13 protein-coding genes are annotated in these 13,708 nt (G+C 71.9%); 4 read left to right on the top strand and 9 right to left on the bottom strand.

The genetic code is table 11. The features are described 5' to 3' along the window. Nucleotides 1-88: 88 nt before the first annotated feature. The 4 genes from IL992_RS05365 to IL992_RS05350 all read right to left on the bottom strand — a co-directional run bounded on the left by IL992_RS05365 (nt 89) and on the right by IL992_RS05350 (nt 4,800). Nucleotides 89-829: a type II secretion system F family protein gene (locus IL992_RS05365; RefSeq protein WP_193202302.1), complete on the bottom strand. Its 741-nt coding sequence runs from the start codon at nt 827-829 to the stop codon at nt 89-91. Further along, entirely contained in the window at nt 826-2,004 is a 1,179-nt protein-coding gene (locus tag IL992_RS05360) for a TadA family conjugal transfer-associated ATPase (RefSeq protein WP_193202156.1), read from the bottom strand. The genes IL992_RS05365 and IL992_RS05360 overlap by 4 nt, the downstream gene beginning before the upstream one ends. Next, nucleotides 2,001-3,086 carry a septum site-determining protein Ssd gene (ssd, locus tag IL992_RS05355; RefSeq protein ID WP_193202155.1) on the bottom strand — a complete coding sequence of 362 codons (1,086 nt, stop codon included), beginning with the start codon at nt 3,084-3,086 and terminating at the stop codon, nt 2,001-2,003. Before ssd ends, IL992_RS05360 begins: the two co-directional genes overlap by 4 nt. A gap of 937 nt (nt 3,087-4,023) precedes the next feature. Next, the gene (locus tag IL992_RS05350; protein WP_193202154.1) at nt 4,024-4,800 is read right to left on the bottom strand and encodes a Fic family protein; all 777 of its coding nucleotides are present in this window, start codon (nt 4,798-4,800) and stop codon (nt 4,024-4,026) included. A gap of 261 nt (nt 4,801-5,061) precedes the next feature. On the opposite strand from IL992_RS05350, the gene acs reads away from it, so the two are divergent. The 4 genes from acs (at nt 5,062) to IL992_RS05330 (ending at nt 9,476) form a co-directional block, all read left to right on the top strand. Further along, a complete protein-coding gene (gene acs, locus IL992_RS05345; protein WP_193202153.1) occupies nt 5,062-7,038 on the top strand; it encodes an acetate--CoA ligase in 1,977 nt (658 codons plus the stop codon). A gap of 273 nt (nt 7,039-7,311) precedes the next feature. After that, nucleotides 7,312-7,812: a phage holin family protein gene (locus IL992_RS05340; protein ID WP_193202152.1), complete on the top strand. Its 501-nt coding sequence runs from the start codon at nt 7,312-7,314 to the stop codon at nt 7,810-7,812. After that, on the top strand, nt 7,802-8,722 hold the full coding sequence (locus tag IL992_RS05335; RefSeq protein WP_193202151.1) for an alpha/beta fold hydrolase: 921 nt from the start codon (nt 7,802-7,804) through the stop codon (nt 8,720-8,722). The genes IL992_RS05340 and IL992_RS05335 overlap by 11 nt, the downstream gene beginning before the upstream one ends. Before the next feature lie 343 nt (nt 8,723-9,065). Beyond that, nucleotides 9,066-9,476 (top strand): DUF309 domain-containing protein, encoded by a 411-nt coding sequence (locus tag IL992_RS05330; protein ID WP_319018359.1) that lies wholly within the window; start codon nt 9,066-9,068, stop codon nt 9,474-9,476. 256 nt (nt 9,477-9,732) lie between these two features. Here IL992_RS05330 and IL992_RS05325 read toward each other — a convergent pair whose 3' ends face one another. The 5 genes from IL992_RS05325 to IL992_RS05305 all read right to left on the bottom strand — a co-directional run bounded on the left by IL992_RS05325 (nt 9,733) and on the right by IL992_RS05305 (nt 13,675). Then, complete coding sequence (locus IL992_RS05325; protein ID WP_193202149.1) at nt 9,733-10,365, bottom strand: response regulator; 633 nt, start codon at nt 10,363-10,365, stop codon at nt 9,733-9,735. Continuing rightward, nucleotides 10,362-11,465 carry a sensor histidine kinase gene (locus tag IL992_RS05320; protein ID WP_226872321.1) on the bottom strand — a complete coding sequence of 368 codons (1,104 nt, stop codon included), beginning with the start codon at nt 11,463-11,465 and terminating at the stop codon, nt 10,362-10,364. Before IL992_RS05320 ends, IL992_RS05325 begins: the two co-directional genes overlap by 4 nt. A gap of 3 nt (nt 11,466-11,468) precedes the next feature. Then, entirely contained in the window at nt 11,469-11,663 is a 195-nt protein-coding gene (locus tag IL992_RS05315) for a hypothetical protein (RefSeq protein WP_193202148.1), read from the bottom strand. Nucleotides 11,664-11,748: 85 nt separating this feature from the next. After that, the gene (locus IL992_RS05310) at nt 11,749-12,939 is read right to left on the bottom strand and encodes a MarP family serine protease (RefSeq protein WP_193202147.1); all 1,191 of its coding nucleotides are present in this window, start codon (nt 12,937-12,939) and stop codon (nt 11,749-11,751) included. Nucleotides 12,940-13,027: 88 nt separating this feature from the next. Continuing rightward, entirely contained in the window at nt 13,028-13,675 is a 648-nt protein-coding gene (locus IL992_RS05305; RefSeq protein ID WP_193202146.1) for an NUDIX hydrolase, read from the bottom strand. Between the last annotated feature and the right edge of the window lie 33 nt (nt 13,676-13,708).

Here is a 13,708-nt window from a genome sequence, read left to right as displayed (position 1 = left end):
CCCGAGGCGTACCCGAGCAGGACCGTCCGGTCTCGGCCTCGTTCGACCACCGCACAGTTCCCGCGCCGTCGATCACAGCGTCGTCCGATCACGGTGCCGTCAGTTCCTCCGCCCGCGTGACGAGCCGGTGGGTCCACCAGACGCCGACGGCGTCGAGGGCGAGCCCGACGACCAGACAGGCGAACCCGGCCGGGCCGCCGAACAGGAACGCCAGTGGATTCATGCCGAGTCCGGCGGCCATCAGCAGGCCGAGCACGGGCAGACCCGCCAGCATCCGGGCGGTCGCCCGAGGTCCGGAGAGCTGGGCGGCCACCTCCTCTCGATGGGCCTGCGCCTCTCGCAGAGACGCGCACACCCGTTCCACGAGTGCGGTCAGGCCGCCGCCCACGGCCACGCTCACCCGCCAGCACGCGGCCAGCCGGACCAGGCCCTCGCCGCCGCGGACGGGGGCGGCGTTCAACAGGGCCGCGGCGACGTCGCCGCCATCCCGGGCGGCGGCGACCACCGGGGCGAGCGCGGCCGGATCGGGAGGGCTGACCGAGGAGACCGCCCGCGCGAGGGCATCGCCGGGGGTCCTTCCCGCCGACAGCTCGGCCGCCAGGCTCTGGCACAGCTCGATGGACGCCGCACGCCAGGCCGCCGCCGTCGCCCCTGGCCGTGGACGGCGGGTGAGTGCCACCCAGAACCTGCGCATGTCCCTTGGCCGTCGCGTCCGGGTGAGCGACGCCAGCCGTGTCGTCCCGGAATCCGGCCCGGCCCACACCCAGGCGGCGAAGGCGGCGGCGAGCATCGCGACCAGCCCCGTGACCAGCGCGCCCGGCGGCGTCATGACGGCCACGAGGCCGGGCAGCGTGCTCGTAGCGCGTCGAAGGCCGGGCCGAGGCGGGCCCGTCCTTCCGGGCCGAAGGTCAGGGCCGGAACCGCCGTCACCAGGCCGGACGCGCCGCGTTCGAGCACGCAGATCTCCGACACCCGGCGACGGCCGCCGCCCGCCTCGCGCACGAGGTGGATGACGAGATCGAGCGCGGCGGCGATCTGGCTGTGCACCGCCTCCCGCGACAGCCCCGCCGCACAGGCCAGAGCCTCCAGCCGCGCGGGCACGTCGGCGGCGTTGTTGGCGTGCAGCGTGCCGCAGCCCCCTTCGTGGCCCGTGTTGAGCGCCGCCAGGAGGTCGACGACCTCCGCTCCGCGCACCTCGCCCACCACCAGGCGGTCGGGCCGCATCCGGAGGGCCTGCCGTACGAGATCGCGCAGCCCGACGCCGCCCGCGCCTTCCAGGTTCGGCGGCCGGGCCTCCAGCCGTACGACGTGAGGGTGCAGGGGCTGCAACTCGGCGGAGTCCTCGACCAGCAGCAGGCGCTCCGCCGGACCCGCGAGGGAGAGCATGGCGCTCAACATGGTCGTCTTGCCGGTGCCGGTGCCTCCGGTGACCAGGAACGCCAGCCGGGCCGCCATGATCGCACGGAGCACGGCGGCTCCGCCCTCCGCGGCGAGTTCCTCCACCGTGAACGCCCGCCGTGACGGCAGCCGCAGGGACAGGCAGGTCCCCTCCGCCGCGATCGGCGGGAGGACCGCGTGCAGGCGCACGCCGCCGGCGAGCCGGGCGTCCACGTAAGGGCAGGCGTCGTCGAGACGACGCCCCGCTGCCGCGGCCAGACGCTGGGCGAGCCTGCGGACCTCATCGTCTCCCGGAAACGTCACGCTTGTCCTGCGCAGGCCGTCCCCGTCGTCCACCCACACCTCACGCGGCCCGTTGACCAGGACGTCCGTGACGCCCGGCTCGGCCAGCAGGGCTTCGAGCGGGCCCGCGCCGATGAGATGGGCGCGCAGCGTTCGAGCGACGGCGAGGATCTCGGCGTCGCCGAGCACGGCCCGCTCCGCGCGCAGGGCCGCCGCCACCTGGGCCTCGCTGGGAGCGGCCCCGGTCTGCGACAGCCGTACGCGGACCGCCTCGACCAGATCCGCGCCGACCCCGGGAACGGTCACCGGTCCTTGGCGGGTCATGGTCCACTCGCCCCGGCGGACGGCCGGGTCCTGCCGGTCTGGGAGAGCCCGCCCAGGAGGGACTCGAGCAACTCTCCGCAGAAACGGCCCAGTGGAGAGCGGCGCAGCGGCGGCGGGTCTCCCCGATCCAGCGTCTCCACGAGTCCGCGCACCTCCGGGAGCACACCCGCGCACGGGACCGACAGAGAGGCCGCGACGACCTCCGGATCGAGCGTTCCGACGCGCATCACCAGGCGCAGGTCGCCGGTTCCCGGCCGGAGCAGCGTCACCGTCTGGGCCGCCGCGAGCGCCCCTCGCAGGTCCGCGGGAACGACGACGATCGTCGCGGCGGCCCTTGCGAGCGCCTCCGCCTCGCCTTCGCCGACGTGCCGGGGCAGGTCGACCACGACCAGGTCGCAGCCGCGTTGAGCGGCGTCGAGCACGACGCGCATCGCCTCCCGGGGTATGCGCACCGGATCGCCGCGATGTGCCGACAACACGGTGAGCTCCCCGAAGGTGGGCAGCGCCTCCTGAAGGGCGGCGAAGCTCACCCTGCCCTCCCTCCCGACGACGTCGGGCCAGCGGGCGCCCAGGGCCTCCTCCTGGCCGAGCAGTACGTCGATGCCACCGCCGAGCGGGTCGGCGTCGACGAGGAGCGTGCGCAGCCCGCCGCGGGACGCCGTCAGCGCCAGGGACGCCGCGAGGACGGTGGCACCGGCCCCGCCCTTCCCTCCCGCGATGCACAGGATCGTGCCGGCCCTGGTCACGGGCTCGGCGGCGTCGCCGAACTCCTCCACGAGGAGCCGCTCGGCCTCGGGCAACTCCAGCACGGTGTGCGCGCCCACGGCGACGCACCTGCGCCACATGTCGGGGTCGTCGGCCGTCCGCGTCACGACGACCACGTTCTGCCGGGGCGGCGGACCCGTGGCGGCCAGATCGTCGGCCAGGTCGCTGCCGACCACGACCAGCGGAGCCCGGATCCAGTACGGCCGGGCGTGGGCGGCCGCGTGGGCCACGTCGAGTTCGACGCCCGCGGCGGCGGCGATGCGGAGCAGATCGTCGAGGAGTTCCTGATCGTCGGTTATGGCCAGTGGGCGTGGCATCGGTGTCTCCCTGTCGTCCGGGACGACTCGGCGTTTGGGAGGACCACAATGCGAGAGGTCGCGACCGGCCCGGGAGAGCGAACCGCGTTCTGTGGACGAAGCCCGGCCTGTGGACAAGACCCGGGCAGTTCGGGTCGTCCGCTGATGGCCGCAGGGCAAGTTGATCAAAAAGGGCGACCCCCGCCGGGGGGGAGAGCGGGGGTCGCCTAGTGGTCCGGCTCTGGGGGGGTAGAGCCGGTCCCGTATTAGAAGAAAGCTTTAAACAAGGGACCAGGGCATGGCAAGAGTTCCAACGCCTCTAGACGACGCACACCGTTCCGTATGGAGAGACACACCGTATGCTGCCTGATCACGAGAGGTACGTCGAGGACCCTCTCCAATCTGAGTAAAATTTTTTCCCAAAGTCAGTGTGGCATGTCGACAGATGCGGTCGCAACGGGTACGGACAACGGCCACGAGGAGTCACCGATCGCGTCTTGAATACCGACATACGGCATCAATGGGAACAGAAGTACAGGAATGACCCAAGTGACTCGGTAAAGCTCTTGGACGTAGGGGTTTTCATCCCGGGGGAACCGACGTAAAAAGGGATTACGGACCTGCGGGTCCGCGTACGGCATCGGGTACCCACGCGCGACCAGCCGCGGGAGGCGTGTCGAGACGGGCTTGACCCGCTCCGACAGATTGAGGTGCACGCTTGGTAACCCGGTGACACGTACCGGCGACGGCGTTCCACACCAGGGACGCCGTCCGCTTTGTCCACACCAGCGCACGGCGGCCGGGACACGGCCGGCGACCGCCCCCACATCACCGCCGCACACGTCGGCCCGACACGGCCCACCGACCGCGCCCCCATCACCGCGACCCAGGGCGGCCCGGCACGGCCGACCGCACCTGCTCACACCATCGCCGCGCACGGCGGCCCGTGGAGGGCGGATCAGCGGGACATGGCCTCGCAGATCGCCGTCGTCTCGCGAACGCCGAGGACGACCGCCGAGGCGCAGTGCCTCACCCAGGTGCCGACGCCCTCACTCGTGCCCTTGAGATACGCCCTGAGGCCCTCGGCGTACGCGTCGCCGAGACTGGCGTGGCCCACCTCCACGACGGCGAGCGACTTCGGGTCGAGGCCGAGGTCGACCAGCGTGAGCCGCTCGGCGGCGCGGGCGACCAGGCCGTCGGCCACGCCGAAGGGACGCAGCACCGCCAGCTCCGCGTGCACGATCGCGGCGAGCACGAGGGCGGGCGCCGTGGTGGAATCCGTGACCAGCCCGGCGAGGGCCGACATGCGGGCCGCGGTCTCCTCCGGCCCGGGCGCCGGGCCGAGCCCGAGCGGGTCGGCGGTCGTGGGCGCGGTCCTGGGCCTGCCGGGGTCGGCGGTCAGCCCGGCCGCCGCCAGCGCGTGCAGCCGGGCGAGGACCTGCCGCGGCGCCGACCGCCACGTCGGGGCCAGCCGGCCGAGTTCGGCCGAGGCACGCAGCGCGCCCTGCACGACGGGATCGGTCACCTCGCCCATGCGCAGCGGCTCGAGCGGCACGTCCACGCCCTCGATCGCGGCGGAGGCGCGCGCGCCGCGCAGGGCCGACTCGGCCGACACCTCGGGACTGCGCCGGCGCAGCACCCGGTGCCGGTAGAGCCGGTCGACGGCCTCTCGGGCCTCCTGTACGGCCTCGGGCACGCCGGGCAGCCCGGCGATCACGGCCAGGGGATCGCTCACAGCCCCCGACCATACCCGCCGGTAGAAGGTCGTTCGCCGAGGAGGTGCGGCCGTTCAGCGCACAAAGGCGACGCCGGTCTCGGCCAGTTCCTCACCTATCGCTAAGTTGGCAGGTTATAGGCGGTAACCAGACAAAACGCCCCCACCCCGATTACTTGTACTTGACACCGCTCGCCTGGTGAAGTGGGACACGACATACCCCAGCTTGGCCGAGGCGGCCGAACGAGAGACAACCTTTTAGACGCTGTGAAGGAGTACGGAGTGGCCACCGAGACCCCCGGTCAGGAAACCCAGGAGACGCTGTCGAACCTGCTGAGCGAGACGCGCCGGTTCGAGCCTCCGGCGGACCTGGCGTCGGCCGCGAACGTCACGGCGGACGCCTACGAGGAGGCCGCACAGGACCGGCTCGCCTTCTGGGAGCGCGCCGCGGAGCGGCTGACGTGGGCGGAGCGCTGGGACACCACGCTGGAGTGGGAGCCGCCCTTCGCCAAGTGGTTCATCGGCGGCAAGCTGAACGTCGCCTACAACTGCGTCGACCGCCACGTGGAGGCCGGCCGGGGCGACAAGGTCGCCTACTACTGGGAGGGCGAGCCCGAGGGCGACAGCCGTACGATCACCTACGCCGACCTGCAGAAGGAGGTCGCGAAGGCGGCCAACGCGCTGCAGGAGCTGGGGGTGCGCAAGGGCGACCGGGTCGCGGTCTACATGCCGATGATCCCCGAGCTGCCGATCACCCTGCTGGCCTGCGCCAGGATCGGGGCGATCCACTCGGTGGTCTTCGGCGGCTTCTCCGCCTCCGCCCTGAAGAGCCGTATCCATGACGCGGACGCCAAGGTCGTCGTCACCGCCGACGGCGGCTTCCGCCGCGGCGCCCCCAGCGCGCTCAAGCCGACGGTCGACGAGGCCGTCGCCGAGTGCCCCGGCGTCGAGCACGTCGTCGTGGTGCGCAGGACCGGCCAGGACGTCGCGGTCACCGAGCGGGACGTCTGGTGGCACGACCTCGTGGACCGCCAGCCCGCCGAGCACGAGCCGGTGCCGCACGACGCCGAGGACCCGCTGTACATCCTCTACACCAGCGGCACGACCGGGAAGCCGAAGGGCATCCTGCACACCACCGGCGGTTACCTCACCCAGGTCGCCTGGACCCACCACGCGGTCTTCGACCTCAAGCCCGACAGCGACATCTACTGGTGCACGGCCGACATCGGCTGGGTGACCGGGCACTCCTACATCGTGTACGGCCCGCTCGCCAACGGTGCGACCAGCGTGATCTACGAGGGCACCCCGGACACCCCGCACCGCGGCCGTTTCTGGGAGATCGTGCAGAAGTACAAGGTCACGATCCTCTACACCGCCCCCACCGCGATCCGTACGTTCATGAAGTGGGGCGACGACATCCCCGCGAAGTACGACATGTCGTCCCTGCGGGTGCTCGGGTCGGTCGGCGAGCCGATCAACCCCGAGGCGTACGTCTGGTACCGCGAGCACATCGGTGCCAACCGCTGCCCGGTGGTGGACACGTGGTGGCAGACGGAGACCGGCGGCATCATGATCAGCCCGCTCCCCGGCGTCACGGCCGCCAAGCCCGGCGCCGCCATGCAGCCGCTGCCCGGCATCGCGGCCGACGTGGTCGACGACCAGGGCAACTCGGTGCCGAACGGCGGCGGCGGCTTCCTCGTGGTCCGCGAGCCCTGGCCGTCCATGCTCCGGACCATCTGGGGCGACGACAAGCGCTACGTCGACACCTACTGGTCGCGGTTCGAGGGGATGTACTTCCCGGGCGACGGCGCCAAGCGCGACGAGGACGGCGACCTGTGGCTGCTCGGCCGGGTCGACGACGTCATGCTGGTGTCCGGGCACAATATCTCCACGACCGAGGTCGAGAGCGCGCTGGTCAGCCACCCGAAGGTGGCCGAGGCGGCCGTCGTGGGCGCCACCGACCCGTTGACCGGCCAGGCCATCGTGGCCTTCGTGATCCTGCGCGGCAGCGCGGAGGAGAGCGACGACATCGCCGCCGAACTGCGCGCCCACGTGGCCAAGACGCTCGGCCCGATCGCCAAGCCGCGGCAGATCCTGGTCGTGCCCGAGCTTCCGAAGACCCGCTCCGGCAAGATCATGCGACGGCTGCTGCGCGACGTGGCGGAGAACCGCTCGCTCGGCGACGTCACCACGCTGACCGACAGCTCGGTCATGAACCTGATCGCGGAGAAGCTGCCCAGCGCCAAGAGCGACGACTGATCGGGAGCCGCCCCATCTCGTGAGGAAGGCGTGGACGAACGGCGTCCACGCCTTTCCTCGTCTCCGCGCCGGTCTCCTCGTCTGCGACCGGCCGCGGGTTCGGCGCGACGCGGAGCGTACAGGTCGCCCGAGCCGTCATATTCCGGCCGTCTGCGGGCAGGTCTCCGCGTGTGCGGCCTTCGGACTACGGTCATCCACAGGCGAGGGGCTTCACGTGCACGTGCGCGGACGGGCACGAGATGATGTTTGATAGTCGCAGATAGGAGATCGCTCATGCCCGAGGACGAATCGCTCGGTGCGCTGGTCGCCCAGGCGAGCCATCACATCTCGACCCTCGTACGGTCGGAGATCGAGCTGGCGAAGGCCGAGCTCAAATTCGACGCGAAGCGGGTCGGCATGGCCGCCGGGCTGTTCGGAGCCGCGGCCTTCATCGGGCATCTGTGCCTGATCCTGGCCTCGTTCGCGATCGCGTACGCCCTCGTGGCCGCGGGGCTGGCCACATGGCTCGCGTTCACGATCGTCACGGCGTTCTACCTCCTGATGGCCGGGTTGCTGGTCCTCGTCGGCTACCGCCGGCTCAAGGGACTGACCGGCATGAAGCGCACCAGGCGGAGCCTGCGCGGCCTGGCGGGGCCGGAGGAGGCGGAGGAGGAGCTGCCGGAGAGGGTCCCGGCCCCCGCGCCGCGGCCCGCGGCACCGGCGCCGCCGCCGTACACGGGCCCGACCGCCGGGCAGGTCGGCGCCCACCGGGAGTCCGTGAGCGATGCCGGTTGACGAGACGCTGATCGAGGTCGACGGCCCCTGGACACACCGGGTGGTGCACGCGGGCGGTGTGCGGTTCCACGTGGCCGAGGCCGGAGACGGGCCGCTGGTCCTGCTGCTGCACGGGTTCCCCCAGTTCTGGTGGACCTGGCGGCATCAGCTTCCGGCGCTGGCGGAGGCGGGCTACCGGGCCGTCGCCGTCGACCTGCGCGGCTACGGCACCAGCGACAAGCCGCCGCGCGGCTACGACCTGCCCACGCTGGCCGTGGACGCGGCGGGCCTGGTGCGGGCGCTCGGCGAGACGAGCGCGATCGTGGTGGGCCACGACTGGGGCGGCCTGCTGGGCTGGACGATGGGCGTCCTCGACCCGAAGGTGGTGCGGCGGCTGGTGCCGGTGTCGGCGGCGCACCCGCTGCGCATGCGCTCCGCGCTGTTCACCGACCCGCTCGGGCAGCTAAGAGCCAGCCGCTACGCCCTGGGGTTCCAGCTCCCCTTCCTGCCGGAGCGGAAGCTGACCCGCAGGGGTGCCGCCGCGGTGGGCAGGCTCGTCGAGAGGTGGGCCGGGCCGCAGTGGCCGGGCGACGGCGTGACGCGGGTGTACCGGGAGGCGATGCGGCTCCCGACGGTGGCGCACTGCGCGCTGGAGTACTACCGCTGGTTCGCCCGGTCCCAGCTCCGCCCTGACGGCTTCCGCTACGCCCGTCAGATGCGCGCGGAGATCGAGGCGCCGACGCTGCAACTGCACGGCGCGCTCGACCCGTGCATCCTGCCGCGGACCGCGCAGGGCTCCAGCAGATTCGTGGCCGCGCCGTACCGCTGGCGGCTGATCGAGGGCGCCGGGCATTTCCCGCACGAGGAGCGCCCCGAGCAGTTCAACGCCGAGCTCATCTCGTGGCTCTCCGACCCCGAACCGGACCGCTGAACCCGATCGCCGAACCCGCCGGTGACCTGGTGTCCTGTGCCGGGCATGGTCCCGCCGTCGCCGGTCTCGCACACCGTGACCGCCCCCGCGCGGCCGCCCCGGCTGCCGGATCGGTACCCGTGATCTTGCAGAAGATAGTAGAAATGTGCCCTGAAGTGGCCCAACTTCCTGGTTGATCTCCGGGTGATCCGGGAGATCGCCGCCGCTTCGGCCGCTCTGAACCGCCCACGCGCCCTGCGGAGAGACCATGCGTGACCGTGACGAAGCGGGTCGCCCCCGCAATGCACGCCCTCGCGACGAGTACGGCAGGCCGCTCCCCAGAGGCACAGAGGGAGTGCCCCGGGTGCCGGACGACTACGCCCCCACCGCCGAAGAGGCGCTGGAGGAGGCCAGGAAACTGCTCGCGGCAGGTCGGCCGTTCCATGCCCACGAGGTGCTGGAGGCCCGCTGGAAGACCGGCCCGGCCGAGGAACGCGAGTTGTGGCAGGGGCTCGCGCAGATATGCGTCGGTCTGACGCACATCCAGCGCGGCAACCTCTCCGGCGCCGCCGCCCTGCTGACCCGCGGATCCGCCCGGCTCGGCGCGTACGGCTCCACCCGGCCCTACGGACTGGACCTGCGGGCCCTGGCCGTTGAGGCCGACGCGGTCACGACCGCCATCGACGAGGGGAACACCGACGCCGGCTCCGCCGTCGCCGCCATCCTGGCCCGCCTGACCCCTGACGCTTGGCGAGACCGCCCCATCACGCGGTAGTGGTGACGCGTTGTGATCTTCCGCCGCACGAAGAGCCGGTAGATCCACAGAGGGAGCCACACGAAAATCCCCCACAACCCACACGTGAAGATCGTCATCAGCGGGTGGAACATGTGGCTCTTGGCGCTCAGCCCGCGCTCTTTGTGCACGCTCTTGTAGGGTTGCGGCGGAAACGGCGGCCCGTATCCCTGAGGGTGCTGCCGCGGGTAGGCCAGCCACCCGTCAGCCGCGTCACCAACCTCCCTGGGGAGTACATCTAGAGCAGCTTGTCGCGCGCGTAGGCGGCGGCCTCCGTACGGTTGCGGACGCCGATCTTGGCGAAGGCGTTGTTGATGTGCGTCTTGACGGTCGTCTCCGCGATGAAGAGGGCCGAGCCGATCTCCGCGTTGCTCAGGCCCCCGGCGACGAGCCGCAGCACCTCGGCCTCCCGCATGGTCAGCCCGTCGGGACAGGCCGTGACCGGCGGCGGCGCGGCGCGGGACAGCGCGTCGACCAGCCGCCGGGACACCGCGGCCGAGAACGTCGACTGCCCGGCGGCGGCGGAGCGGAGGGCGGCGGCGATCTCGGCACGCCCGGCGTCCTTGGTGAGGTAGCCGCGGGCCCCGGCCAGCAGGGCGGAGTCCACGGACCGGTCGTCGTCGTAGGTCGTCAGCACCACGACGGCCACCTCCGGGTACTCACGGCTGATCCGCCGCGTGGCCTCGACGCCGTCCATCACGGGCATGCGCAGGTCCATGAGCACGACGTCGGGACGCAGCTCGGCCACCAGGCTCAGGGCCTCTTCCCCGTTCCCGGCGTCGCCCACCACCTCCACGTGGTCGACCAGGTCCAGCAGCGCCACCAGGCCCTCACGCATGAGCTGCTGGTCGTCCACGACCAGGACCCTCATTCCGGCACCTCCGCCCGCACCTCCCACAGGCCGCCCGCCGGTCCGGCGCTCAACGTCCCGCCCGCGAGCGCCAGCCGCTCACGCATGCCCTGCAGGCCGTGCCCGGATGACACCGCGCGTCCGGCCTCGCACGGGTTGCGTACCACCAGCCGGACGGCGCCCTCACCGTAGCCGAGCTCGACCGTGACCGGCTCGCCCGGGGCATGCCTGGCGGCGTTGGTCAGCGCCTCGCGCGCCGTACGCAGCAGGCAGACCTCCGCCGCCGGGGTGATCGGCCGCCGTGTGCCCGCCGTACACAGTTCGGCGGGCACGTCGTGGTCCCTGCGGTGCTCGGCGACCAGCAGGCTCAGCGCGTCGGGCAGCGGCGGCACGTCCTCGCGCAGGGCCGCCACCGCCGAGCGCGCCTCGGCCAGCCCCTCCCTGGCCAGGGCCCGCGACCTGCGGATGCGCGCCACCGCTCCCTCCACGTCGCCTCGCTCGGTGAGCAATGCCTCGGCGACCTCCAGCTGCACGCTCAGGGCGCCGAGGGAGTGCGCGAGCACGTCGTGGAGCTCCCTGGCGATGCGGGCCCGCTCGTCGAGCGCCATCGCCCTGGCCCGGTCCTGCTGGGCCCGGCGATACTGGCGCCGGTGCAACGCGAAGAGCACGGTGCACATCACCACCGCGGCGCGGACCACGATCGCCGATCGCGGCTGCTCCCACCACAGCATGCTGCCGGCCATGAGCGCCAGGTCGGTCGCGGTGACCACGGCGATCGCGCCCATGCTCGGCGTCACGTGCGCCGCGAACAGCAGCAGCATCGCGAACACGAACACCGTGGGCGCCGCCTCGGCCGATCCCGACACCGACGCGGCGATCGCCGAACCGGCCGCGAGCAGGGCCGTCGCGGCTCGCGGGAAGCGGCGGTCGAGCAGGACGAAGGCCAGCCAGCACGCCATCGACGCGCAGAGCGCCGACCACATCAGCGCGGGGGCGCGATCGGGCGACGCGGTCGCGAGCGACCAGGCGAGGACCAGGCTCATCAGCAGCCTGACCACGTGGCCGGTCTCGGGGTCGTCGGCCGCCAGCAGCCGTACGACCCGCCCCCACACCTCCCGCATCGCCTAGCGCGAGTCCGTCAAGGTCAGGACCATGTTCACCACGATAAGCCGGAAGGCCACGAAGCCGGCGATCACCAGCAGGGCCACGATCACGATCGCGAGCAGGACCTTGCCGTTCATCTTCCCCCCGTTGGCGTCCAGGAGCCGGTGCAGCAGGTCGAGCCAGATGCGGCCCGACCCTCCAGTGCGTTTGTCCATGCCTGGGACGGTAGGGACGGGGTGGGGTGGAGCGGCACCTCCGAAAGATGGAGACCGGGGTGGAACGTCAGGAAGCGGGCACTCCCTAGTCGCAGTCCTGGGTGCCCACGCGGACGACGGCGGCGCTGCCGTCTTTGGCGTCGGGCATGACCTCCTCCGCCGTGAGGGCGTAGCCCGTCTCCGGCTGGTCCGTCGCGGCGGCGAAGATCACTCCGAACACCCGGCCGTCCGGGCTCAGCAGCGGCCCGCCCGAGTTGCCCGGCTGGACCTTGCCCCGGATGGCGTAGACCTCGCGCTCCACCCTGCGCTGGTTGTAGATGTCGTACGACTCGGCGCGCTGTTTGATCCTGATGCGCGCGGCGAGCGGCGTGAAGGGGTGTCCCTTCGGGTAACCGGCGATGATCGCGCTGTCGCCCTTGTCGGCGTCCATGTCGAAGCGCAGCGCGTTGATCGGGAGGCCGGGGACGAACAGGATCGCGATGTCGCGCTCGGGGTTGTACAGGACGACCCGGGCGTCGTACTGGTTGCCCTCGTAGTCGGTCACCCGCAGTCCATCGGTGACGCCGGCGACGACGTGGGCGTTGGTCATGATCCGCTGGCGCGCGTAGACGAACCCGGTGCCCTCGATGCGCTTGCGGCAGCTCGGGGCCGTGCCCTGCACCTTGACGATCGCCCTGCGGGCCCGGACGAGGGCGGGGCTGCTGTTGATCAGGCTCTGGTCCGGCGGGGGCACGTTCTGACCGCCGATGGAGCTGATGACCTGTGGCCACTCCGAGGTGTTGACGAGGTCCCTGAACTGCTTCTGCAGCGCCCCTACGCCGTCCGGGATGGCGTCGTCGACCGTCTGCCACACGACGGATCCGTTGATCTGGTCCTTGATCAGCGGCTGGCCGATGCTCATCGACACCATCAGGGAGCCGATCAGCCAGGCGATGGCCAGAACCGACAGACCGCTGGCGACCGAGCCGCCGAAGGCGTCGACCGCCTTGGCCGGTTCCCAGGTGACGTGGCTGCGGGCCACCGCGCCGATCGTCGAGAACGCGAACTGCCCGATCGTCGCCGCCAGGAAGACGATGACGATGGCTAACAGGGCCCTCTCGATGTCGCCGCTGACGATCGCTCCGGCCAGGGGCGGCGCGATGAACAGCCCCAGGAAGGCGCCCCCGACGAATCCGACGAAGCTGAAGGCCCCGATGATGAAGCCCTGCCGGTAACCGGATACCGCGAAGGCCACCACCAGGCCGATCAGGATGAGATCCAGAAGATCGCCGCGCACAGTTTCCACGGTATAGCCACGCCACTCGTCGTGTGCGGGCGTCTGCCGGGTCTCGTCGCCATCCGCGGCGTACGCGCACCCCGCCGGCTCAGCCCCGCGCGGCCAGGTCGACGACCTCGGGGGGAAGATCCTCGACCCGTGACCGGTCCCAGGGACGCTCGAAGCCGGCCGCGGTCAGCACGCCGTCCAGCACGCCGGCGGTGAACCCCCACACGAGCAGGCCGCGTACGCGGAACGCCACGGAGGGGACGATGCCGCGCGGGTGACGCAGCCGCAGCCGGTTGGCCGGGTCCACCAGCTCCGCTACCGGCACCCGCTCGACGGTCTCGACCTCGTCGGGAGACGCGGCGTGCACGGCGCAGGGCGTGTGCCACCAGGCGAGCACGGGCGTCACCCGGTTGTCGCTGCGCCAGACGTAGAGCTCCGGCATGGTCCCGACGACCTCGACGCCCGAGGGATCGAGCCCGGTCTCCTCCTGAGCCTCGCGCAGGGCCGCGCCGATCGGGCCGTCGTCGCCGGGATCGACGCCGCCGCCGGGGAACGCGGGCTGACCGGCGTGCACCCGGCCCTTCGAACTGCGCTGGATGAGAAGAATGTCGGGCCCTTCCGGCCCCTCGCCGAACAGCAACAGCACCGCCGCCGAGCGGCCGGCGCCGTTCGCGGGCGGCCGCAACGCGGTGGGAACAGGGCTGTGCGCGGCCTTCGCGGCCAGCTCCGTCAACCAAGGGGGAGCCACGACCACCTCCACATCATCACACCGGGCATGCCA

The organism is Microbispora sitophila (assembly GCF_014892245.1).
GTDB classification, from domain to species: domain Bacteria; phylum Actinomycetota; class Actinomycetes; order Streptosporangiales; family Streptosporangiaceae; genus Microbispora; species Microbispora siamensis.
This window is presented reverse-complemented; position numbering and strand designations above follow the sequence as displayed.

Coding starts and splice junctions, on each gene's coding strand:
- IL992_RS05365 (WP_193202302.1), bottom strand. CDS start 829: ATGACGCCGCCGGGCGCGCTGGTCACGGGGCTGGTCGCGATGCTCGCC.
- IL992_RS05360 (WP_193202156.1), bottom strand. CDS start 2,004: ATGACCCGCCAAGGACCGGTGACCGTTCCCGGGGTCGGCGCGGATCTG.
- ssd (WP_193202155.1), bottom strand. CDS start 3,086: ATGCCACGCCCACTGGCCATAACCGACGATCAGGAACTCCTCGACGAT.
- IL992_RS05340 (WP_193202152.1), top strand. CDS start 7,312: ATGCCCGAGGACGAATCGCTCGGTGCGCTGGTCGCCCAGGCGAGCCAT.
- IL992_RS05335 (WP_193202151.1), top strand. CDS start 7,802: ATGCCGGTTGACGAGACGCTGATCGAGGTCGACGGCCCCTGGACACAC.
- IL992_RS05325 (WP_193202149.1), bottom strand. CDS start 10,365: ATGAGGGTCCTGGTCGTGGACGACCAGCAGCTCATGCGTGAGGGCCTG.
- IL992_RS05320 (WP_226872321.1), bottom strand. CDS start 11,465: ATGCGGGAGGTGTGGGGGCGGGTCGTACGGCTGCTGGCGGCCGACGAC.
- IL992_RS05315 (WP_193202148.1), bottom strand. CDS start 11,663: ATGGACAAACGCACTGGAGGGTCGGGCCGCATCTGGCTCGACCTGCTG.